Source organism: Trinickia sp. LjRoot230 (assembly GCF_964253315.1).
Classification (GTDB): domain Bacteria; phylum Pseudomonadota; class Gammaproteobacteria; order Burkholderiales; family Burkholderiaceae; genus Trinickia.
This window is the reverse complement of record NZ_CAXUQX020000001.1, coordinates 3,300,251-3,323,404: the sequence shown is the minus strand read 5'-3', so window position 1 is coordinate 3,323,404 and position 23,154 is coordinate 3,300,251. Positions and strand designations below refer to the sequence as shown.

Annotated in this window: 19 protein-coding genes; 9 read left to right on the top strand and 10 right to left on the bottom strand. The window is 62.0% G+C overall.

Annotation, left to right across the window (positions count from 1 at the left end; genetic code table 11):
* Window positions 1-118: 118 nt before the first annotated feature.
* The 5 genes from ACSQ20_RS15160 to ACSQ20_RS15140 all read right to left on the bottom strand — a co-directional run bounded on the left by ACSQ20_RS15160 (window position 119) and on the right by ACSQ20_RS15140 (window position 4,823).
* Window positions 119-1,231, bottom strand: a complete 1,113-nt coding sequence (locus ACSQ20_RS15160) for a porin (protein WP_436021300.1) — start codon at window positions 1,229-1,231, stop codon at window positions 119-121.
* Between the two features lie 531 nt (window positions 1,232-1,762).
* Window positions 1,763-2,530, bottom strand: a complete 768-nt coding sequence (locus tag ACSQ20_RS15155) for an ABC transporter ATP-binding protein (RefSeq protein ID WP_436021298.1) — start codon at window positions 2,528-2,530, stop codon at window positions 1,763-1,765.
* 14 nt (window positions 2,531-2,544) lie between these two features.
* Complete coding sequence (locus ACSQ20_RS15150; protein WP_436021296.1) at window positions 2,545-3,258, bottom strand: ABC transporter permease; 714 nt, start codon at window positions 3,256-3,258, stop codon at window positions 2,545-2,547.
* Window positions 3,259-3,261: 3 nt separating this feature from the next.
* Complete coding sequence (locus tag ACSQ20_RS15145) at window positions 3,262-3,951, bottom strand: ABC transporter permease (protein WP_436021294.1); 690 nt, start codon at window positions 3,949-3,951, stop codon at window positions 3,262-3,264.
* A gap of 323 nt (window positions 3,952-4,274) precedes the next feature.
* Entirely contained in the window at window positions 4,275-4,823 is a 549-nt protein-coding gene (locus tag ACSQ20_RS15140) for a periplasmic heavy metal sensor (RefSeq protein ID WP_436021292.1), read from the bottom strand.
* A gap of 570 nt (window positions 4,824-5,393) precedes the next feature.
* Here ACSQ20_RS15140 and ltrA point away from each other — a divergent pair.
* The 3 genes from ltrA to ACSQ20_RS15125 all read left to right on the top strand — a co-directional run bounded on the left by ltrA (window position 5,394) and on the right by ACSQ20_RS15125 (window position 9,006).
* The gene (gene ltrA, locus ACSQ20_RS15135) at window positions 5,394-6,734 is read left to right on the top strand and encodes a group II intron reverse transcriptase/maturase (RefSeq protein WP_436021290.1); all 1,341 of its coding nucleotides are present in this window, start codon (window positions 5,394-5,396) and stop codon (window positions 6,732-6,734) included.
* Between the two features lie 267 nt (window positions 6,735-7,001).
* Entirely contained in the window at window positions 7,002-7,724 is a 723-nt protein-coding gene (locus ACSQ20_RS15130) for a response regulator (protein ID WP_436021288.1), read from the top strand.
* Window positions 7,708-9,006: an ATP-binding protein gene (locus tag ACSQ20_RS15125; protein WP_436021286.1), complete on the top strand. Its 1,299-nt coding sequence runs from the start codon at window positions 7,708-7,710 to the stop codon at window positions 9,004-9,006. The genes ACSQ20_RS15130 and ACSQ20_RS15125 overlap by 17 nt, the downstream gene beginning before the upstream one ends.
* A 5-nt stretch (window positions 9,007-9,011) precedes the next feature.
* Here the strand turns inward: ACSQ20_RS15125 and ACSQ20_RS15120 are convergent, their stop codons facing one another.
* From ACSQ20_RS15120 to ACSQ20_RS15110, 3 genes are all read right to left on the bottom strand, one after another.
* On the bottom strand, window positions 9,012-9,278 hold the full coding sequence (locus tag ACSQ20_RS15120) for a double-stranded DNA-specific endonuclease (protein ID WP_436021284.1): 267 nt from the start codon (window positions 9,276-9,278) through the stop codon (window positions 9,012-9,014).
* A gap of 138 nt (window positions 9,279-9,416) precedes the next feature.
* On the bottom strand, window positions 9,417-11,105 hold the full coding sequence (locus tag ACSQ20_RS15115) for a diguanylate cyclase (protein ID WP_436021282.1): 1,689 nt from the start codon (window positions 11,103-11,105) through the stop codon (window positions 9,417-9,419).
* Between the two features lie 322 nt (window positions 11,106-11,427).
* Complete coding sequence (locus ACSQ20_RS15110; RefSeq protein ID WP_436021280.1) at window positions 11,428-12,420, bottom strand: IS5 family transposase; 993 nt, start codon at window positions 12,418-12,420, stop codon at window positions 11,428-11,430.
* 367 nt (window positions 12,421-12,787) lie between these two features.
* Here ACSQ20_RS15110 and ACSQ20_RS15105 point away from each other — a divergent pair, with 367 nt between their 5' ends.
* Window positions 12,788-14,548 carry an ABC transporter permease gene (locus tag ACSQ20_RS15105; RefSeq protein ID WP_436021278.1) on the top strand — a complete coding sequence of 587 codons (1,761 nt, stop codon included), beginning with the start codon at window positions 12,788-12,790 and terminating at the stop codon, window positions 14,546-14,548.
* 52 nt (window positions 14,549-14,600) lie between these two features.
* Window positions 14,601-15,923, top strand: coding sequence for an ABC transporter ATP-binding protein (locus ACSQ20_RS15100; RefSeq protein ID WP_436021276.1), 1,323 nt, complete (start codon window positions 14,601-14,603; stop codon window positions 15,921-15,923).
* Window positions 15,924-15,953: 30 nt separating this feature from the next.
* Here the strand turns inward: ACSQ20_RS15100 and ACSQ20_RS15095 are convergent, their stop codons facing one another.
* Window positions 15,954-17,006, bottom strand: coding sequence for a sigma-54 interaction domain-containing protein (locus tag ACSQ20_RS15095; RefSeq protein ID WP_436021274.1), 1,053 nt, complete (start codon window positions 17,004-17,006; stop codon window positions 15,954-15,956).
* Between the two features lie 265 nt (window positions 17,007-17,271).
* Between ACSQ20_RS15095 and ACSQ20_RS15090 the strand changes: the two genes are divergently transcribed.
* The 4 genes from ACSQ20_RS15090 to otsA all read left to right on the top strand — a co-directional run bounded on the left by ACSQ20_RS15090 (window position 17,272) and on the right by otsA (window position 21,493).
* The gene (locus tag ACSQ20_RS15090) at window positions 17,272-17,568 is read left to right on the top strand and encodes a hypothetical protein (RefSeq protein ID WP_436021272.1); all 297 of its coding nucleotides are present in this window, start codon (window positions 17,272-17,274) and stop codon (window positions 17,566-17,568) included.
* 143 nt (window positions 17,569-17,711) lie between these two features.
* Window positions 17,712-19,109, top strand: a complete 1,398-nt coding sequence (locus ACSQ20_RS15085; RefSeq protein ID WP_436021270.1) for a sigma-54-dependent transcriptional regulator — start codon at window positions 17,712-17,714, stop codon at window positions 19,107-19,109.
* 491 nt (window positions 19,110-19,600) lie between these two features.
* Entirely contained in the window at window positions 19,601-19,813 is a 213-nt protein-coding gene (locus ACSQ20_RS15080; RefSeq protein WP_436021268.1) for a hypothetical protein, read from the top strand.
* A 183-nt stretch (window positions 19,814-19,996) separates the two neighbouring features.
* Window positions 19,997-21,493, top strand: coding sequence for an alpha,alpha-trehalose-phosphate synthase (UDP-forming) (otsA, locus tag ACSQ20_RS15075; protein ID WP_436021266.1), 1,497 nt, complete (start codon window positions 19,997-19,999; stop codon window positions 21,491-21,493).
* Window positions 21,494-21,652: 159 nt separating this feature from the next.
* Here otsA and ACSQ20_RS15070 read toward each other — a convergent pair whose 3' ends face one another.
* Window positions 21,653-23,143, bottom strand: a complete 1,491-nt coding sequence (locus tag ACSQ20_RS15070; protein ID WP_436021264.1) for an RNA polymerase factor sigma-54 — start codon at window positions 23,141-23,143, stop codon at window positions 21,653-21,655.
* Window positions 23,144-23,154: the final 11 nt, after the last annotated feature.

Sequence of the window (23,154 nt, the reverse complement as noted above, 5' to 3'; positions counted from 1 at the left end):
ATACGCGCCTCTCGCAGCAGCGTGAAACTTGTTATGAAGCGTTTGTTGCTGTTGTTGCTGTTGTTGCTGTTGTTGCTGTTGTTGCTGTTGTTGCTTTTGTCTTAGCTACGCCGTTCGTTTAGAACGTGTGTTGAATGCCGGCATAGACGCCCGACTGGCTGTGGCCAGGAACCGGGTTGTCGTTACCTGCCCCAGCATTGCCCGCGCCGGCCGCATTCGCTTCGAGACCGAAGTTAGCCGACTTGCTGTTGCGGACCGTAGCGATCTGGAGGTCGAACAGCGTGCGCTTCGAGATGTTGTAGGTACCGCCGATCGTGTAGATCGTGGCGTTGCCCGCACCGTTGTTGCCGTTCACGTGATAGACGGCGGCAATGGCAGCCGCAGCCGGCGTAGCCTGCCACGTTACACCTGCCCATTCGTGATCGAGCGTCGTCGGCGTGCCCGGAGCGACGTTGCGTGAGCCCGCCGTACGGATAGCCTGATAAGCGGCTTGGATCTTGAATGCACCGAGGAACACATTGGCGCCTGCCGTGTATTCGCGCGAGTTGACGAACGGACCACCGTCACCGTCGTTCAGGCCACCCGTATTCTTATTACGCATTTCGTCATAGATGCCGCGAAGTTGGAAGAGCGAGGTCGTGTACGTGACCTGCACGCCAGCGTTGCGACCTTGCGAGGTCGAACCGTTGCCGTTCCAGCTCGTTGCGTTCGACAAGCCGTATTGGGTATACACGTCGAAACCGTTCCATTTCGGCGATTGATACGAAAGGTTGTTGCTCGACTTGTTCCAGTTGCGGCCGCGCACGAGCGATGCCGACGACCAGTTCGATTGACCGAACGGATCGAAGTCCCACACGCCGTTCGCGATGGCGAGCTCACGACCCAACAAGAACGTACCGTAGTTGACGTTCGAGAAGCCGACCGTTGCCCAGCGATCCCAGATGGAGCCCGCAGCACCGAGGCTGCCGGTCATCGTGTTGAAAGCGCCTTCCAACTGGAACACGGCCTTCGTGCCGCCGCCCAGATCTTCCGCGCCTTTCAAGCCCCAAAGGCTCGTGCCCCAGTCGCCGCTTTCTGCACGCCAGCGGGAAAGGTGGCCGCCGGAACCGTTCGTCAGGCCGCTCATGTATTCGAGGCCTGCGTCGAGGCGACCGTACAGCGTCACGCTACTTTGTGCGTGTGCGATCACGCCGGCCGACATCAGCGCTGCGGCGAGCAATACTTTCTTCATCTTCTCCTCCTCCATACCCTGTCAAAAAGTGAAGCTACTGCGAATAGCGCCCGGGTGCATCAGGCGCCCGGGCGGGAATCCGACTTCAGGGAGATCGCTTGCCAAACAGCGCGCGGCTTTGGGCGCCGGCGGGCCGTTTCAACTGCTCCAGACCGCTGGATGCGGAGTGGTGTCTCCTCTTTGAAGTAAAACTACATTTGCAGCACCTGCTTTTGCTACTTTGGTTACTAATTTAGCAAAAATACACTTGAGTGGCTAAAGAAATCGTGGCTGCGCCGGAACCTGTCGCCAAATTGCCATATCACCGCATCCGGATCAGGCGCCATGGGGCGCACCGCTCCGCGCGAAGCCTTATGCGACAGGGCTTTGACGATGTCTCGCAGACTGGGTCAAGGAATTTCGCTATTGACTAGCAAAATTGGTGGGGGTAAGCGATTTCACTGCTCCACATAGTGGGCGCAAAAATGAAAAAAGGCGCGGGAAAACGCGCCTTTTGATGATGAGCGGATGAAGCGCCGCGCGGCTTGCCCGCTATTTGAGACTGCCGGAAAGGAACTGTTTGAGGCGCTCGCATTGCGTATTGCCGAACACTTCTTGCGGGCAGCCTTCTTCCTCAATGCGCCCCTGATGTAGGAACACGACATGGTTCGACACGTTGCGCGCAAAGCTCATTTCATGCGTGACTACGATCATCGTGCGGCCTTCTTCGGCGAGTTTTTGCATCACCTTCAACACTTCGCCGACGAGCTCGGGATCGAGCGCCGACGTCGGTTCGTCGAACAGCATGACGTCGGGGTGCATCGCGAGCGCACGTGCGATCGCCACGCGCTGTTGCTGGCCGCCCGAGAGATGGGACGGATACTGCTTTTCGAGGCGCGGGGCGAGGCCCACTTTCTCGAGATAGGTTCGTGCGCGTTCCTCGGCTTCGCGGCGCGAGAGCCCGAGCACGTGAACCGGCGCTTCGATGATGTTTTCGAGCACCGTCATGTGTGCCCAGAGGTTGAAATGCTGGAACACCATCGCAAGCTTGGTGCGCATGCGTTGGAGCTGCTTGTGGTCGGCCACGCGCAGCTCCCCGGTCTTGTCCTTGACCGTGCGCACTTCTTCGCCGTCGACGAAGATGCGCCCGGCGCTTGGCTGTTCGAGAAAATTGATGCAGCGGAGCATGGTGCTCTTGCCCGAGCCCGAGGACCCGATCACGCTGATGACATCGCCGGCTTGCGCCGTGAGCGAGACACCTTTGAGGACCTCTTGGTCGCCGTAGTGCTTGTGTAGTTCGTCGATGAAAAGCTTATGCATCGGGCAGTCCGGGGTTACTTGCCTTGCGGCTGCAGATAGGCGAGCCAGTGTTTTTCGGCTCGGCGGAACAAGCCGACGAGCGCGAACGAGATGGCGAGATAGAGCAAAGCGGCGATGCCGAACGCGTGGAACGACATATAGGTGGCCGAATTCACGTCGCGCGCAATTTTGAGGATATCGGGCACGGTCGCTGTGAACGCGACCGTCGTCGCATGCAACATCAGAATCACTTCGTTGCTGTAAAGCGGCAGCGCACGCCGCAGCGCGGAGGGCAGGATGATGCGTCGATAGAGGGTGAAGCGCGACATGCCATAGGCGCGCGCCGCTTCAATCTCGCCGTAGGCCGTGGCTTTGATTGCGCCCGCGAAAATCTCGGTCGTATAAGCGCCGGTATTCAGCGTGAAGGCGAGTAGTGTGCAATGCATGCCGTCGCGGAAAAAATCGTTCAGCAGCGGGTGAGCGCGTACTACTTCGAGGCTATAGATGCCGGTATAGCAAAGGAGCAGTTGAACGTAGAGCGGCGTGCCGCGAAAGATATAGGTGTAAAGCCAGACCGCACCGGAGAGCAGACGGTTTTGCGACACCCGTGCGACCGCGAGCGGGATGGACAGGCAAAATCCGATGCCGATCGACACGACGAGCAGCCACAGCGTGATGGCCAGCCCGGTAAAACGATAGCCGTCGGTAAAGAGATAGTTGCGCCAGTACTCGTGAATGACCTCGATCATGGGTTATAGCTCGGCTTTGCGTACGCCGATCGAATAGCGCTTCTCGAGCCAGAGCAGCACGAGGTTCGAAATCGTCGTGATCGCCAGATAGATCGCGCCGGCGATCAGCGTAAAGAAGAAAAAGCGCAGCGTGCCTTTACCGGCGTCTTGCGTGGCTTTGACGACATCGGCGAGCCCGATGATCGACACGAGCGCCGTCGCCTTCACCATGACTTGCCAGTTGTTGCCGATACCGGGCAGGGCGAAGCGCATCATTTGCGGGAACATGATGCGTGAGAACGTCTGCCATGAACTCATGCCGAATGCCACGCCGGCCTCGAGTTGGCCGCGCGGCACTGATAAGAACGCGCCGCGGAATGTTTCGGTGAAGTAGGCCCCGTAGATGAAGCCGAGCACGACAATGCCGGCCACGAATGGATCGATGTCGATTTGATCGATGCCAACGAGATCGGTCAGATTGTTGAGCCAGATCTGGATGCTGTAAAAGAGCAGCAGCATCAGCACGAGGTCGGGCACGCCGCGAACGAGGGTCGTATAGACGGTGCCGAACCCGTGCGACAGCCGGTTTTTCGACAATTTCGCCGCGGCGCCGATCAAGCCGAGCACGAACGCCAACGCAAGCGAGAGCACCGCGAGCTTGACTGTCTGCCAAGTGCCGGCGAGGATCAGCGGGCCGTAGCCTTGAAGAAACATGGTAGGAAGTGCAATCCTTGACGGTACGCGAAAGCGCGCATAACGCGAAATTCTAGATGGCCAAAAATAGCGTGCCGTGAAAAGCGGCGGCTTATCGTCTTGTGTCTGGCGCTTTGTGCCGGCTGATGCGTCTGCCGACATAAGCGCACGTGGCGTGGAGCCCTCTCGGGCGAAAAGCGCGGTATTTTACCCGAAGCGCAGCGGTGCGCCACTGCGGCGAACCCTCGGGTGACGCGTGGGGGGAAGATCGGGGGAGAAGTGAACGGTACGCAGAGGCGGTAAACCGGCGGCGCACGCAGCGCCGCCGGTGCGAAAGGGCTGGCTTACTGAGGCATCGGCTTGCCATCGGCCGCCGCGCCATGCTCCTTCTCCCAGAACCGATGCATCTTGCCGTGCCGTGCGGCCATCATCGAGAAATGCTGCTTGAGCTCAGTGCTGACAGTCGTCTTTTGCTGGTCGTTCAAACTGTCGTAAAAGGCAAGCCAAGTCGTGGCCGTTTGCTCGCGCAGTTGCTCATTTTGCTGACTGATTTGCCGGTGCGCCGCATGCAACGCATCAAGATCGAGGATCGGCTGCTGCTGGGCCGCCGCGAATTGCCGATGCATCTTTTCGTGGTTCGCGTGCTCGGTTTCGCGGTCCTGTTTCATCGTCGTAAGGGCAGCTTGCCACTTCTGCTCTTGCTCTGGCGTGAGCTTCAACTGCGTATGCAGCGCGTCTAGCCGGGCCATCATTTGTTGACCGTGGCCATGCCAGCCACCCGGACCGCCCGGGGGCATAGCCTCGTCGGCCGCGTACGCCGCGCCAAACGTCACGGCAAGCGCGGTAGCCGCAACAGCCAAGTAACGGGACGATCTGCTAAAGATCGGATTCATCGAACTTCTCCGTGCGCCGGTAAAAACCGGCAAAGTGTTGTGAATGAAAGAGTCATACGTTGAAGGCCTAGCCAGCCACGGCGGCCCCGAGTCATGCGCGTGTACCCGTAAGGGTGCAGGCGAAGCGTTGACAGGGGTACGCGCGGGCCGGGTATTGAGCCGCGAAATAGATGCCCCGTGGCGAGAGCTACGGGTTGACCGGGATGCCGAGGCAGTGGAGAAGTGCCGAAGGCCACACTGGGGCTGCCGCATGGGCGAGGCAGCCTCGGACCCCGCGCGGTCAGAGACCCCGCGCACGCGCGGATACACTTTGCATGGGAACCGGGAGGTCCCGCGCTCTACTGCGTCTCGCTGGGAAGCGTCGGCCGCAGTGCGCATCGTGAAGCCTGAGGGCGTACGACGATGAGCCACGGGCGTGGGAAGTCGGACTGCTGCGTAGTACCTGGGAAGCCGCCGAACAAGGTCGAGGGTGAAACTCCCACGACGGCGGAGGCGGTGGAGGGAAGGCGGCAGGCCAAGGGCAATGCTGTTGCGGCGCACATGTCCCGCAGATCGATGCGGACCTATGACATGGGAACGGCGCTCGACGGCATACGACAGACGGCCAAAGGCCGACCGGGTGCGAAGTTCACCACCCTCATGCAACACATCTACGCGGTCGAACGTCTGCGGGGAGCCTACTTTGCGTTGGAGCGTAAGGCGGCTGCCGGGGTGGACGGCCAGACGTGGCAGTCGTACGGAGAGGACCTTGAAGCCCGGCTTCTGGATCTCTCGGCGCGGCTGGCCCGAGGGGCTTACCGGCCCCAGCCTGTGAGGCGCGTGTACATCGACAAGGCCGACGGGAGCAAACGCCCGCTGGGCGTGCCGGCGCTGGAGGACAAGCTGGTCCAACTCGCCACAGTCGAGGTGCTCAACGCAATCTACGAGCAGGACTTCGTTGGGTTCAGCTACGGCTTTCGTCCCGGCAAAAGCGCGCACAACGCGCTGGATGCCGTGAGCGTGGGTGTAGAAAGACGGCGGGTGAACTGGATACTCGATGCCGACATCAGCAAGTTCTACGACACAATCGATCACGACTGGCTGATCAGATTCATCGAGCACCGGGTGGCTGACACACGGGTGGTGCGGCTCATCAAGAAATGGCTGCACGCTGGTGTGCTGGAAGAGGGCAGGTTGACGCGCAGCGAGGTAGGTACAGTTCAGGGCGGAAGCATCTCGCCGCTGTTGTCGAACATCTACCTGCACTATGCATTCGATCTGTGGGTGAAGCAGTGGCGTGCGCGTCACGCCGAGGGCGAAGTGATCGTCGTGCGGTATGCCGACGATTGGGTCGCGGGGTTCCAGCACCTGAGGGATGCCGAGCGCTTCCAGCGCGAGGTGACCGAACGACTGGCCCACTTCGGTTTGAAACTGCACGAGAGCAAGACGCGGCTGATCGAGTTCGGGCGGTTCGCCCGAAAGAACTCCAGCCGCAGGGGGGCAGGCAAGCCGCAGACCTTCGAGTTCCTGGGCTTCACGCATTGCTGCGGGAAGACCCGTAAAGGTGGATTCGCGGTGTTGCGGCTCACAAGCGCGAAGCGCATGCGAGCCAAGCTTGAGGCGGTGAAGGAGGAACTGCGCCGGCGTATGCACCGGTCCATCGCGGAACAGGGACGTTACCTGCGGGCGGTGGTGACCGGACATACGCGCTACTTCGGGGTGCCCCGTAACGGCACGCGCATCGGTCAGTTCCGCCATCATTTGACCCGGCTGTGGTATCGCACCTTGCGTCGCCGCAGTCAGACCCGTAGCCTCACCTGGGCGCGAATGACTCGCCTTGCAGCGCACTGGCTCCCTCTCGCTCACATCTGCCACCCGTACCCGAGCCAACGTCTGATCGTTACGACCCAAGGCAGGAGCCGTATGCGGTAATTCCGCACGTACGGATCTGTGGAGGGGGTGTTGGGTGGCTGACATTCCTACTCCGATTTCCAGAAAACATTGCACTCGATCCGAAGGCGCCGGCAACGCGGCGCTCCGATCGGTGAGTGAAGGCTAGTCCCGGCCGCCCTCGCGCGTGTTACGCGGCGACAGGCGCACGTTACGCGCAATTACGCACAGCTTTCACCGTAACGTTCCGTAACCCTTTCGGCTGCGACGGCCCCACGCGGGCGCGACGCTCGCGTTAAACTTCGCGCCATGGCTACCCAAATTCTCATCGTCGACGACGACGCCGAACTGCGCGATCTGCTGCGCGAGTACCTCGTACGGCAGGGCATCGAAGTGTCCGTGCTACACGACGCGGCCTCGCTCGAGCGTCGGCTCGAGCGCGAGCGCCCCGATCTGATCGTGCTCGATTTGATGATGCCGGGCGTCGACGGGCTCACGGCCCTGCGCCAGTTGCGCGCATCGGGCGACGATATCCCCGTCATCATGTTGACCGCCCGCGCGGACGACGTCGACCGCATCGTCGGCCTCGAGCTGGGTGCGGACGACTATCTCGGCAAGCCGTTCAACCCGCGCGAGTTGCTGGCGCGCGTGCAGGCCGTGCTGCGTCGGCGTCGCACCGTGCCGTCGGCGGCCCCGGAGCAACGCGCGCCGTTCCCGTTTGGCCGGTTTGTGCTCGACTTCGAAACGCGCACGCTGAACATGGACGGCCGTCCGCTCACGTTGTCGGGCAGCGAATTCGCGCTGCTCAAGATCTTCGTCAACCACCCGATGCGCACGCTCACGCGCGAGCGCTTGCTCGAACTCCTGCATGGTCCGGAGTACGACGGCACGGACCGCGGCATCGACGTGCAAGTCTGGCGGCTGCGCCGCATTCTGGAATCGGACCCGTCGGCACCGCGCTTCGTGCAGACCGTGCGCGGCCGCGGGTATGTGTTCGTGCCGAACGGCGAGCCCAATGCGTCGGCCAATTGACACGCTGTTCGGACGACTGGCGCTGCTCGTTGTCGCGGTGCTGCTGATTTCGCATTTCGCCTGGTTCGTGCTGATCCGCGTCGAGCGTAGTCATTCCCAGGCGCGCTACGCGGTGGAAGAAGCCGTGTTCCTGGTCGAGGCCGTGCGCGAGCACATCATCCGAGCCCCCAACCAGCCGTTGCCTTCACGGGTACGGATGATCGATCTTGCCAGCCCGGAAGTGCCGCCGCAGCGGCACGATTTGCCGGCCGGGCTCGAGCGCTTCGTCGAAGACTTTCGCGAGCGCATGCCGCCGGGCTCGCAGGTGCGCATCGGCGTGCCGGGGCGCCCGCCCACGCTGTGGGTGCACGAGGCGGGGGACCCGCGCTGGATCGTCGTGCCGATGCTTGCATTGCATCCGCCGCGCCCGCTCGATCGCATGGTTATCTGGCTGGCCACGATCTTCGCGGCAGCGGTCATGTGCGCACTATTCGTTGCCTGGCGGCTGCAACAGCCGCTGTCGGCGCTCGCCCACGCGGTCGCCCGTTTCGGCCGCGGCCAGCCCGTGCCGCCGGTGCCCGAACGCGGCCCGCGCGAGCTGCGCGCGCTCACGCATGGGTTCAACCAAATGGTGCGGGAAGTCTCGCGCGCCGATAACGACCGCGCCGTGATGTTGGCCGGCATCGCCCACGATCTGCGCACGCCGCTCGCCCGCATGCGGCTGCGCGCTGAAATGATGGACGACTTCAAGTTGCGCGATGGCGTCGTACGCGATGTCGACTCCATGACGCACATCGTCGATCAGTTTCTCGCGTTTGCGCATGACGCCGTGGACACGAGCGAGCGGGTCGACGTGGACGCCCAATGCGAGCGCATCGCACGCACTTACCGCGCGGTGTATCCGGCCGCGCCGCCCGTACAGACGCGCCTCTCGGCGGGGCCCGGCTTTTGTCTGCCGACCGCGACGCTCGAGCGCATTCTTTCCAATTTGCTCGACAATGCACACGCCTACGGTGCGCCGCCCGTCACCATCGAAACGGTGCGCACCGCGGACGGCTTCGAACTGACGGTGAGCGATCATGGCAACGGCATCGCGCCGCAAGACCTGATCGACGCAAGCCGGCCGTTCGTGCGGCTTGATCCGGCCCGCGGCGGCAATGGCCATAGCGGCCTCGGCCTCGCCATCGTGGAGCGGCTCGTGCGCCGCCTCGGCGGCGAGTGCGACATCGGCAATGCGCCAAGCGGCGGCCTTCGCGTGGCGATGACGTTCCCGAGGGAGACGCCGGCGCACGCGGCTGCGTAGGGCGGCTAATCGGTGAAGAGCGTATCGAGCGCGGAGGCTGCTTCGCTATCCACCGTGTTGTAGGTGACGCTGTCGGCGCCGAAAATGTAGTGCGTCGTATATTTCCCGAGCTTGGTCAAGATGTCTTCCTGCACACTCTCGGGTTCAGCCTCGAGCTTGAGGTACCACGCGGTCGACGACAGCCGGGTCTGATACGCGCCGTACTCGGCCATGAGATGATCGAACGCATCCGCGTCCTGGTCGCGACAGACGATGACCAGATTGCCCTTCATGCGAACCTCCAGGTAGATCGAACGGTGGCTTCTCGCCGTGAAAGCCGATGATACCCGGTCTATTCGACAAGGCGCAGATGACTGGCCATTCGGCCGAGCTGGTCACTGCGAATGCAAGCGCGCGCAGCGCAGCTGCCCTCAGCGAAGCACGGAGACAGTGCTCGGCTGAGCGTCGCCTGACAGGTCGCTATATCCCGCCAATACCTTCACGCAGTCGCGGCCGGCCGACTTCGCCAAGTAAAGCGCGCGGTCGGCGCGGCTGATGATGCGCTCGAGCGTATCGTTCGGCGCGAGGTCCGTCACGCCGATGCTCACGCGCAGCGAGACCTCCTCTGGCAACCGCTCCGAACGATGCGCCTTAAGTGCGTCGCGCAGGCGCTCGGCAATGGCCAGCCCGTCGTCGAGCGAAGTCATCGGCAGCAAGACGGCGAACTCTTCTCCACCGAGCCGTCCGATGGCGTCGTCCGCGCGGACCGCGAGCCGGCAACTGTCGACAAAATGCTCGAGCGCGCGATCGCCGACGGTATGGCCGAAGCGGTCGTTGATCTGCTTGAAGTGATCGAGATCGGCAAGCGCCAAGCAAAGCGGTGCGCCTCGCGCCCGGGCGATATCGATCTCCGTTTGCAGTAGGTTCAAAAAATAGCGGCGCGAGAGCGCGCCCGTGAGTGCGTCGTCGCGCGCCTCGGCGCAAAGCAGCGCGTTGGTGGCCTGCAATTGCCCAGCAAGCCGCCGCGCCTCCTGATGGTGGCGTTTTTCGCGGTGGTACGAAGCCGCGATTGTGCCCACCAGCAGCAGCGCGCCCGCCAGCAGGGCGAACGTCTGTGCGCGCATGTTGCGGTTATCGCTGACCATATGGGGCCACATGGAAATGGGCGCGAGCAGATGGGCCGAGAAGCCCGAGTTGATACCACCGCGCGTCGTATAGAGTGCTGGCAGGTCTGTGGCACGGAGCTTGACCATCTGATTGGCGAGCACCGGCGGCACCCAGCGCGCCTCGCGCCGTATCGTTGCCGGGAGCGGCACGATGTTGAGCACGGGAAAGGTTATGTGGCGATAGTCGTCGTAGCGTTCGGCCGCGTCCATGCTGGTCACGCGTGCGCCCGGCAGGCGGTATCCCTCGAGCCGACGGTCGTTTGCAATGACGATTACACCGTTTTCATCGGCGACGAACGAGCCCGGAGCCGCCACCCAGTGCCGCAGCCGGCGCAGCGCAATTTTCGCGACGATCAGGCCGACCAGGATGCCGTCGTCATAGACCGGCGCCGAGATATAAATACCATTTTCGCCGCTACGGCGGCCGACAGCGTACATTTGGCTGGGCGAGCCAAGCAAGGCCTCCTGAACATAGCGGCGCGACGAAATGTCGACGCCCACGAACGAAAGCGGCTCGAACGCATTGCTGGAAGCCACACAAATACCCTGCGTGTCGACGAGCCAAATGTTGTCCAGTCCGGCGAGGCCGCGCGCTTCGTGCAGGAATGCGTCGGCTTCTTTGAATTCGGGCACGCTCAGCAGTTGGTCTCGCCGCGCGGGTTCCCCTTGGGGCCGCTTCGCGGCATAATCGCGCGAGCGCGCCAGCATCTGCTGGATCGTGCTCGTTTCGGCCAGCGTGGCGGGGATGGCGCGCGCCATCGAGAGGTCGCTGGCGACTGTCTGGGCAATATTGTCTGCCGTGGCGAGCGAAAGCTGCCATTGGTTACGCACCGCGTCCTCGAGCTGGCGCGCGCTCGAGTGGTCGGCCACGATGCCGGCAACAATCCAGCATACGGCCGTAACCGCCGCAATGCCTGCCGCGACGACTATCCGGTGCAATGTTGCTTGTTCCATCGACTCCCTACGCCCTTTGCCGGCCGCCGCGCGCGCCGTGCCGGACGCGCCAACGGCTCACCGTGTACATATTATCGGCGCGCGCGATACATTCTGAATGGCCCACGCAGCGGGAAGGCAAAGAAGGCGGGGCAGCAGTGGTCATAAGCGTCAGCATCGGCGTCGTTACAAGGGTGGTCACACATTCCCCTAGGGAAACACTGATTTATGTGTTCGCCGCGAGCGCTTGCGACGAATCAGTTTGCAAGCGTCAGAACGGCGAACGAATTTTGTTGTGATCGGGGTGAGTTTTGCTCGAATACAGGCCAACTGCTCGCGTTTTTCATGCACATGACGGACTTTCCCCATGTATCGAGCGCAGCCGGTTCTTCGCGATCACCAAGTTGGCCAAGGCGAAGAGACTAAGCAGTTGCGCCGTGTTCTTGGCTAGACCTCTGTAGCGGACCTTGCGATGGCGGAACAGATTTTTGACGATATGAAACGGATGCTCGACCCGTGCGCGAATCTGCGCCTTGGTACGCTCGACCTGGATCAGCAGGTCCTTGAGCGCACCGTCTCGCATTGCCTTGATCTTCCCACGCTTGATAGCCACGCGCCATTGCACCGGGTTGGCGTGCATCTCGTCGCGTTTTTCAACGCCGGTGTAGCCGGCATCGCCGAACGCCTCCTGTTCGTGCCCGTGCAACAAAGCATGGGCTTGCGATACGTCCGATACGTTGGCCGATGTACCCACCAGGCTATGCACCAGGCCCGAGTCGGCATCAACGCCGATGTGCGCCTTCATGCCGAAGTGCCATTCGTTGCCCTTCTTCGTTTGATGCATCTCGGGATCGCGGCTGTTCTCGGCGTTCTTGGTCGACGGTGGTGCTTCGATAATCCTCGCATCGACCAAGGTGCCTTCCTTCATCAGCAACCCGCGTTCGCACAGCGAAATGCCGATCTCGTCGAACAGTTTGCGAGTCAAATTGTGTTCGACCAGCAGGCGGCGGAACTTCAACAAGGTGGTTGCATCCGGCACGTCCTCGACCGCCAGATCGATGCCGGCAAACGCACGCATTGCGATGCTGTCGTACAGCGCGTCTTCCAACCCTTCGTCCGACAGCCCGTACCACTGTTGCAGGAAGTAGATCCGCAGCATACGTTCCAAGCCAATCGGCGGTCGGCCTCGCTTGCCCTTCGGATAGTACGGCTCGATGGCCGACAGCAAACGTGGCCACGGAACAAGCTTCTCCATCTCCGCCAGAAAGCGTTGCCGCTTGGTTATGCGCTTCGCGCCTTTGCTTTCCGCTTCTGCAAAACCGATCTGCCGCTTCATCGTCCTGGGATCCCTTCCGTGAGCCTCTTTCTACAACGTCCTCGGCTACCTTTGCGATGACCGCCGAGCCTCATAAATCAGTGTTTCCCTAGCTGCGGTTGTGCCTGAAACACAGTCTGTAGTAGTGTCTTGCCGTCGCAAAGACTAAAAACAGGGCCGCCGCGCGATTGGCCACCATCGATCGTCATCGGCCATCGCAGTCAACGAATTACAGCACCCATTTGCGTCCCATGCACTTATTCCATATTTCCGGCTCTTTCGGCGTTGCGTGCACGCGCCTCCGGCACACCGGCTCGCGTTGGCGCACGGCGCTTGACGGCCATGCCCGTCCGGTCGGCGGATCGCCACGGCCGGGCAGGGAGGGCTGATGGACTTCGGCTTCAACCTGAACCGCACCGCGAATGCATCGGCTTGGCGGCTGTTGCCGAACCGTTGGGATTTTGTCGCCTTTCCGCTCATTATCTGTCTGATTGCGATTGCCGCCATCGGCTTTCACGAGACGATGGCGCCTATCTCGACGCTCAAGACGCAAGGCATATCGCTCGATCCGGCGAACTTGCCCGAGTATGCGCTTCGCACGACGCTGCGGATGCTGGCGGCCATCGTGGCCTCGTTCGCCTTTACGCTCGCCTACGGCACGCTCGCGGCGAAAAGCCGGCGGGCGGGGCTCGTGCTGGTGCCGATTCTCGACATCCTGCAGTCGGTGCCCGTGCTCGGCTACATTTCTTTTACCGTGACGTTCTTTCTGGCGCTCTTTCCAGGTCGGGTGCTCGGCGCGGAGCTAGCGGCGATCTTCGCGATCTTCACGAGCCAGGCATGGAACATGACGTTCAGCTTTTACCAGTCGATGCGCACGGTGCCGCGCGATCTCGACGAAGTCTCGCGCGGCTTTCATCTGACTGCCTGGCAACGGTTTTGGAAGCTCGATGTGCCGTTTTCCATGCCGGGGCTCGTGTGGAACATGATGATGTCGATGTCGGGCGGATGGTTCTTCGTCGTCGCATCGGAGGCCATCACCGTCGGCAACAACACGATTACGCTGCCTGGGATCGGCTCGTATCTTGCACAGGCTATCTCCGAGCGCAACCTCGTCGCGGTCGGCTGGGTCATTCTGACGATGTCGATCGTGATTCTTGCCTACGATCAATTGATGTTTAGGCCGCTCGTTGCCTGGGCCGACAAATTCCGCATGGAGACGACGAGCTCGGGCGACGCGCCCGAATCGTGGCTGCTCGATCTCGTGCGGCGCACGCGACTCATTCATCAACTGCTCGTGCCGGCTGGCTGGCTCTTCGCCAAACTCGCCCGCGTGCCGCTGCGCGTGCCGTTGACGGCACGCATACGCCTTCCATGGCCGCGTGCGCAAAAGCGCAAGCGAAGCTCGCGGGCGGTGGACGTTGCCTGGGCCGTGATTTTGATCGTGGCGACGCTTTACGTCGTAGCGCGCGTCGTTGCCTACGTTCGCACCGGTGTGACGATCGAGGAGGTCGGACACGTGTTCGTGCTCGGCTTCATCACGCTTTTGCGCGTGGCATTGCTCATTGCGCTGTCATCGTTGATCTGGGTGCCGGTCGGCGTGCTGATCGGCCTGCGCCCGGCCGTGGCCGAAAAGGTTCAGCCGCTCGCACAGTTCCTGGCGGCCTTTCCGGCGAATCTGCTCTTTCCCGTCTTTGTCATCGTCATCGTGCGGTTTCATCTGAATCCCGACATCTGGCTCTCACCGCTGATCGTGCTCGGGACGCAGTGGTATATCCTCTTTAACGTGATTGCGGGCGCCAGCGCCTACCCGAACGATTACCGCGAAGCGGCCACCAACTTCCGCATTCGTGGCTGGCAGTGGTGGCGTCAGGTCATGCTGCCGGGCATTTTCCCTTATTACGTGACGGGTGCCATTACGGCGTCGGGTGGCGCGTGGAACGCGAGCATCGTAGCCGAGGCCGTGCAGTGGGGCGATACGCGACTCGTGGCGCACGGCCTCGGCGCGTATGTGGCGCAGATGACGGCGGCTGGCGACTTTCCGAAGATCATTCTCGGCATCGCCGTCATGTCCCTGTTCGTGACGTTGTTCAATCGTATGCTCTGGCGGCCGCTTTACGCGTATGCCGAAGCGAAGCTGCGGCTCGACTGATCGTTGCAAGATCGATGAGCCAATCGAAAAGTGAAGCGAAAAGTGAAGCGCAATGCAAAATCCGAAAGCTGAACTGAGCGCCGCGCCGCGTCTCGGCGAGCAAGTCCTCGACGTCAGGGAGGTCCGTCGCGGCTTTGCCAAAGCGCAAGGCGAGCTGCTCGTGCTCGATAACGTCAACCTGTCGCTGCGGGAAGGGGAGATCGTCGGCATGCTCGGGCGCTCGGGCTCGGGCAAATCAACGCTGTTGCGTATCATCGCGGGCCTTATCGAACCGACGGCGGGCCACGTCGACTATCTCGGCAAGCCGCTGGCCGGTCCGGCCGAAGGCGTCGCGATGGTGTTCCAGACGTTTGCACTCTTTCCGTGGCTGACGGTGCTGCAAAACGTGGAAGCCGGGCTCGAGGCGCAAGGTGTCGCCGCGCGCGAGCGGCGCGAGCGCGCGCTCGCGGCAATCGACCTGATCGGCCTCGACGGTTTCGAAAACGCATATCCGCGCGAGCTCTCGGGCGGCATGCGTCAGCGCGTCGGTTTTGCGCGCGCGCTCGTTGTCGACCCGACGCTGCTGCTGATGGACGAGCCGTTCTCCGCGCTTGATGTGCTTACGGCAGAAACGCTGCGTACCGACCTGCTCGATCTCTGGACGCAGCGGCGCATGCCGATCAAATCGATGCTGATCGTGACGCACAACATCGAAGAGGCGGTGTTCATGTGCGACCGCATTCTCGTGCTGTCGTCCAACCCGGGGCGCGTGATAGCCGAAATCAAGGTGCCGTTCGCGCACCCGCGCAACCGGCTCGATCCCGCATTCAAACGTCTGGTGGACGAGATCTACGCGAAGATGACGGCCCGCCGCACGGACGAGTCGACCAAAAAGGGCATCGAACTCGGCAGTTGGCTGCCGAGCGTGTCGACTAACCTGATGGCGGGCCTGATCGAAACGCTGGCGGCGCCGCCTTACCATGGCCGCGCCGACATGCCGGAAATCGCGCGGACGCTGCATCTGGAGGTGGATGATCTGTTTCCGATCGCCGAAGTGCTGCAGCACCTTGGCTTCACCGATGTGCGCGAGGGCGATATTTTCCTGACACCGCCCGCGCGCGTATTTGCGGAATTCGGCACGCAAGAGCGCAAGATGATGTTCGCCGAGCATTTGCTGCGGCATGTGCCGCTGGCTGCGCGTATCAAGAAGGTGCTCAACGAGCGGCCTGGCCATCGCGCGCCCCGCGTGCGCTTCGAACAGGAACTCGAAGATTTTCTCTCGGATAGCGCTGCCGAGGAAACACTGGACGCCGTCATCAACTGGGGCCGCTACGCCGAGATCTTCTCGTACAACGATCAGACGGAGATCTTCAGCCTCGAGGACGTCGAGTCCTGACGCTACGGCCGTGCGCGCATGCGGGGCACGCTAGGCTTCGCTGCGCGGCATATCGCCCTCGTCCTCGTACGCACCGAGGCGGTTATAGAGCGTCTTGAGGCTCACGCCGAGCGCCTTGGCTGCCCGGCGCTTGTCGCCCCCGCAGAACTTGAGCGTGCCGAGTATGATCTGCCGCTGCGCTTCGGCGAGCGGCGTGCCGACCCAGATACTCATCGCATCGCCCTGCGTCACCGCCTTTTTCGAGCGCGCGGCAAGGCGAGGGTGCTCGATTTCCACCGTCTTCTCGGCCAGGATGAATGCGCGATACACGCTGTTTTTCAATTCACGCACATTGCCGGGCCATGAATACGTGCGCAGCGTTTCCCGCGCGCGCTTGCTGAATGTCTTGGCGGTATTCTCCTGCGCGTTGAGCTCAGCCAAAAAATGTTGCGCAAGCAACTCGCGATCCCCGTCGCGCTCGCGCAGCGGCGGCGCCCGCAGCGGAAACACCGCGAGCCGATACATCAGATCTTCACGCAGGCCGTTTTCCTTCACGGCGACCATCGGGTCGCGGTTCGTTGCCGCGACCACGCGCACATCGCTTCGCATCAATTCCGTGCCGCCGACGCGATAGAACGTGCCCGTTTCGAGCGCGCGCAGCAGCTTGACTTGCCGCACCGGCATCATCTCGGTGACTTCGTCGAGAAACAGCGTGCCGCCGTTGGCATGTTCGAAATAACCGGCCCGGCCCTGCACGGCACCGGTGAAGCTGCCGCGCTCGTGGCCGAAGAGCTCCGCTTCGATTAGATTGTCCGGAATCGCGCCGCAGTTGACCGCAACGAACGGCCCGCCACTGCGCGCGCTGCGATCGTGAATCGTGCGCGCAACCAGTTCTTTGCCCGTGCCCGATTCGCCGACCACCAGCACGGTCGCATCGGTTACCGCCACGCGCTCGATTTGTTCGTACAGCTCGAGCATCGCCGGCGACGAGCCATACAACATGCCGTACGATGCGAGCTCGCTTGGCAAGCCGTTGTCGTTGCGTGGCTCGGCGCCGTTGTCAGGCGCTGCCGCCGCAGTATCGGAATCGCTTGTTACCGCCATGGGTCGCAGTCTTGTCAATCTCGTCGTACGCCGACTTCCCGCCCGAAGGCCGTTGCCGACGCGTTGGCTCTGATGGTTGCAAACTGTTATTTAACCACGCCGACGCAAGCTTACACCTTGCTTCGTTCAACCGTTTTTTTCTGGCATGGAAACTGCTAAATAAAGTGCCTCGCACAGGGGAACTTGCTGCGATGCAGTTGATCCGAACCAATGTGCACGTGCACGCCTATTTTTTCATTTCGAGCAAGAATGCTAGGGGGATCAGATGGCTCGTCCCAGAATCGGCATCTTTGGCGCGCTGGTCGCGGTGGGAGGAGTAATCGCGTGGCGCTGGGCACAGAAACATCGCGCGTCGCAGGCGCGGCTCAGTAACGAACTCAATCGCTGGGAAGCCGAAGGCGGCGCGCTGGCGAGCACCGCTCAGGCGGCCCCTGTCGAAGCGTCGGTCGGCGACGTTTCGCCGGGCGACGTTTCGCCGGGCGACGTTTTGCCCTGCGCTGTTCCGAACGGCCGCGCTCACGTCGGCGGCACGCGCGACGCATGGCGTTTTCCGCATAGCTGAGCATGCCCGCAACCTGCATGGGTTGCGGCGGCGAGCGCCTACGGGCACGATAGCGCGCACTGGCGCATACACACGCCAGCGCGTGCGTGTTCCGTGTTTCCTTCCTATCCTGAATTCAAATAACTGAATGAACACAGAACCCGATGCCACATGTGCTGATAGTTGACGACGACCCGCAAACGCGCGAAGCGCTTGTAGCAATCATCGCGGAAGACGGCTTGACCACGGCAACGGCTGGCGATTTGCGCGAAGCCCGTATCCAGCTCGTGCGGCAAACGCCGGACGTTGTGTTCACCGATCTGCAATTGCCCGATGGCAGCGGTGTCGATCTTTTTGAGGACCTCGACCCACGCTCGGGTGTCGAGATCGTTGTTATCACCGGGCACGCCACTGTCGAGTCGGCTGTTTCGGCGCTGAAGATGGGCGCCTCCGACTACCTCGTCAAACCGATCAACATGCAGCGCGTGAAGGCGTTGCTCGATCGGCTGCCGCGCGCAGGCGACCTCAAGGCGCAGATCGGCACGCTGCGCGGCGAATTGCGCCGCATGGGGCGCTTCGGGTTCATGCTGGGCAGCTCGCCCGCGATGCAATCGGTCTATGATCAGATCGGTCGCGTGGCGCCGACGGCCGCGTCGGTGCTGCTCGTCGGTGAGTCAGGCACCGGCAAGGAAGTGGCTGCTCAGACCATTCATGAACTCAGCTTGCGCCGCAAGCACTCTTTTCTTGCCGTCAACTGCGGCGCGATATCGCCGAATTTGATCGAGTCGGAGATGTTCGGCCATGAGCGCGGTTCGTTCACGGGCGCCGATCGCCAACACAAGGGGTATTTCGAGCGCGCCAACAGCGGCACCATCTTTCTCGATGAAATCACTGAAATGCCGGCTGAGCTGCAGGTGAAATTCCTGCGCGTGCTCGAGACGGGGATGTTCATGCGCGTGGGCACGACGAAGGAAATCGAAACCGACGTGCGCGTGATTGCGGCGACCAACCGGGACCCGGAGGAGGCAGTGCTCGAAGGCAAACTTCGGCTCGATCTCTATCACCGGCTCAATGTCTTTCCAATCAGTTTGCCGCCGCTGCGCGAACGCGGTAACGATGTGTGGCTGCTCGCTCAGGCATTTCTCGACGAACTCAACGAACGGCACAGCGTGCACAAGCAGTTTCCGCCCGGTGCGAAAGAGATGCTGTTGTCGTATCCATGGCCCGGCAACGTGCGCGAACTCAAGAACTACGTGCAGCGCGCTTTCATCATGGCCAGCGCCGATTCGAATACGACCGCGGCTGTGCCGCTGCAAATATCGCTGTCGAAGCCCTCTACCGGCACGGCCGTGACGATTCCATTCGGCACATCGCTCGCGGTGGCCGATCGCCAACTGATCCTCGCGACGCTCGAGCAGTGCGGCGGCGTGAAAACGCGTGCCGCCGAAATTCTCGGCATCAGCTTGAAGACACTTTATAACCGCCTCGTCGAGTACAACGAGGACGGTGGCAAAGCGGCGGGGGAAGCAGATACGGCTGGCGAGCAGGCCGCGGGCAACTGATTGGCAAGGGATGATCAATGCGACGGGCAAAGCGATTGCTCGTTCATATCGCGTGTGGGCGGCCTCTCGCCGCCCTGCATTGCCCACATCAGTCGACTTCGGTCGAACGAGGAACGTCCGATGCACGCATCAAGCCGCGAGTCGCCTTTCGTTCTTTTCGCTCTTTTAGCTCATACGCCGGAGCCCGATCCGCCAGGCCCGCCACCGACCCGAGACCCGCCGAGCCCTCATCCCGAGCCCGAGCGCGAGCCTCCTGGCCCACCCGAGCCGCCCATCGGCGATCCGCCGCCCGAGTTGCCCTATACGACGCATTAGCGCGGTGCCTGCCAAACGCTGCGCAATGATCAGTCGAATGCGCCAGTGTATGGGTTACAAAATCGGCGCAATTGTTACCGCGCGAAACGAGCGGTTGCATCCTAGACTGTGAATGTTGACGTTTCAGCAGGTCCTGACGTCGCCCTACGGGGCGCGCCTTCCATCGGAGGCATTTGATGAGACATCCTGCGTTGCGGCGCTCGCCACGCCACAATTCGAAGCGCGAAGCAAAGTCGACCGGCACGGCCGTCACGCCGCCGCCACACGATCCGTCCGCGCAAAATCGTATTGCACCGAATGCGCCGCCTGACGGTGCATACAATCAGGGCGGCGTGCGCCCGGAAGGGCTCGATTATCAGCGCGATCTCGGTGCGGAGCAGGACGCCTGAGCCGCCCTTTCGCGCAGTGTGTAGGAGCGCTGACTCATTTTTTTTGCGGCTGCAGGCCGCAGGTCTGTTCTCGCGCCGAATGTATCGGGACGCATGACGGCACGGGACTTGCCTCCCGTGAAATGCAGCGACGATCGTCGCCAAGCGTAAAAGCGTAAAGCGAATCCGAAGAGGTAAAGCCACATGAGCAGACTTATCGTGGTATCGAACCGGGTCGCGCCGGTGCAAGAGGGCCGTCCGGCCGCAGGCGGGCTCGCGATCGGCGTGCTCGATGCGTTGAAGGAAACGGGGGGCGTGTGGTTTGGATGGAGCGGCGAGATTGTCAATCAAAGCGAAGGACCGGCGTTCGAGCGGCAGGGCAACGTCACCTATGTGACGGTTGGCCTCACGCGGCGCGATTATGATCAGTACTACAGAGGATTTTCCAACGCCACCTTGTGGCCGACGTTCCACTATCGCACCGACCTCTCGCACTATGACCGCCAGGAATATGCCGGCTATTTGCGCGTGAATGCGTCGCTTGCGAAGCAGCTCAAGACCCTGCTCGCGCCCGACGATATCGTCTGGGTGCACGACTATCATCTACTGCCGTTTGCCGCTGCGCTGCGTGAAATCGGCGTGACCAATCCGATCGGCTTTTTCCTTCATATCCCGTTTCCTGTGCCCGAGATGCTGCGCACGGTGCCGCCGCACGAGGAACTCATCAAGGCGATGTGCAGCTTCGACGTGGTGGGTTTTCAAACGCACGCGGACTGTCAGTCGTTTGTCGACTACATCGAGCGCGGCGGATTCGGCATGCATAGCGACGACGGCATGCTGCACGCCTTTGACCGCATGTTGAAAGTCGGCGCTTATCCTATTGGCATCTATCCCGACGCTATCGCGAAGGCCGCCGAGCAGTACACCGACCGCAAGCCGGTCACCGCGCTGCGCGAAGCGACGCGGGAGCGCAGGCTGATCATGAGCGTCGACAGGCTCGATTATTCGAAAGGACTCGTCGAACGCTTTCAGGCCTTCGAGCGGTTGCTGGCCGATTCGCCGCAATGGCAGGGCAAGGTCTCGCTCGTGCAGATTGCGCCGCCCACGCGCTCTGATGTGCAAACCTATCAACGGATTCGCCAAACGCTGGAAGGCGAAGCGGGCCGCATCAATGGACGATTTGCGCAAATGGATTGGACCCCGATCCAATACCTGAACCGCAAATACGAGCGCAACGTGCTGATGGCGTTGTTCCGCCTCTCGCAGGTTGGCTACGTGACGCCACTGCGAGACGGCATGAATCTGGTGGCCAAGGAATACGTTGCGTCGCAAGACCCGCAAGATCCCGGCGTGCTCGTCTTGTCGCAGTTTGCCGGCGCAGCCGAGCAATTGCCCGGAGCACTCATCGTCAATCCGTTCGATCTCGTGCAGATGGCTGATGCGCTCGCGCGCGCGTTATCGATGCCGCTCGACGAGCGCCGGGCGCGCCACGCGGACATGATGACGCAATTGCGAGCGAACGATTTGTCGATATGGCGCGATGCGTTCCTCGGCGATTTGCGTCGCGTGAGCACCGTGGCGTCCGCTGCGCGCCGCGCAGTGGAGTTGGCCGAAATGAGCCGCGTCGACGTGCCGTTACCGTTTCACTATCCCGTCGAACGGCCGGCACGTGTGGCATATCGTTCGGAATATCATAAGTAGTACTAACTAAAAGCTAAGGCCTTCGGAAACATAAAACATAAACGACGGCGGGCCGCTCGACAATGAGCGGCCCGCCGTTGTGTTTAGGGGCTTGTGTGCCGGCGGTGCCCTCAGCCATCAGCCTCAGCCTCAGCCTCAGCCTCAGCCTCAGCCTCAGCCTCAGCCTTGCCGCCGCAACTGCGCGGGCGGCAGCTTCAGCAGATTCCGATATTTCGCGACGGTACGCCGTGCCACGATCATGCCTTCGTGCGTGAGCATCTTGGCAAGCGTCACATCGGACAGCGGATTGCGCGGATCTTCCTGTTCGATCATCTCCTTGATCAGCGCTCGCACGGCCGCAGCCGAGCAGCGTCCACCCGTCTCGGTGGCGAGTTCGCGCGGAAAGAAGTGCCGGAATTCAAAAATGCCGCGCGGGGTGGCCATATACTTGTTGCTCGACGCACGAGAAACCGTCGATTCGTGCAAGCCGAGTTCATCCGCGAGTTTGCTCAGCACAAGTGGCTTCAGTGCGATCTCGCCGTAATCGAAGAATGCCTTCTGATACGAGACGATGCATTGCGCGACACGTTGGATTGTCGTGAAGCGCTGCTCGGCATTGCGTAGCAGCCAGCGCGCTTCTTGCAACTGCTGCGCGAGCGGCGAGCCGCTGCCGCCGGACGATTGCGCGAAAAGCTCCGCATAGACGCGGTGAATGCGCGCACGCGGCAGGACAGCCGGATTGATCGTCGCTACCCAACGGTTTTGCACCTTGCGGACCAGCACGTCGGGAATCACATAGTTGTCGTCACTTCGCGCATAGTGCTCGCCCGGCTTCGGATCGAGCCGGCGCACGAGCGCGCAGGCGGTGCGCAGCGCCTCCGCCGAGCAGCCTAGCTGCTTTTGCAGTTCTGCATGTTCGCGGCGCGCGAGCCGCTCCAGGTGATGCTCGACAAGCTCGCGCGCGACAGTGCGCCCTGGCGTATCAGTGGGCAGAGCATCGAGTTGCAGGCTCAGGCATTCGGCCAGCGAGCGCGCGCCCACGCCAGGCCGATCGAGCGTTTGCACGAGCCGAAGTGCGACGCGCAGTTCGTCCTCGGTGACGGGCGGGTCTGCCTCGAACGAGGCCGCGAGTTCGTCGAGGGGTTCGCGCAGATAGCCGTCGTCATCGAGTGCTTCGATGACGACCTGCGCGGCTGCGTGGTCTCGCTCATTGAGTGGATAAAGATGCAGCAGATTGTGCAGATGCTCATGCATCGACAGTTGAGCGTGGGCCCACGCACCTGGATCGACGTCGCCGGAGTCGCCGTTGTGCCGAGAGGCAGGGCGCAGTGACCAGTCCTGCGAGAGTTCGCCGCTCTGCTCGTCGTTGGCCGTCGTCGCGGGCGCATCCGAAGTGGCCACGCCCTCGAAGCTGTCGGTCGCTTCGGCGGGCGCGAGGGTTTCGTTTGATGCCCCACCATCGGCGGACGCTGAGATAGGCCGCGTGCCATCGGGTGCGAGTTCGGCATCGGGCTGTGTCTCGTCGTATTCGAGAAAGGGATTGTTGTCGAGCGCCTGACGCAGTTCGTGCTGAAACTCCAGCGACGACAACTGCAGCAGTCGCACCGATTGTTGCAGGCGCGGTGTCAGAGCGACGTGTTGTTTGCTGCGCAGTTCGAGAGTCGGCGGCATGGTCAATGTCC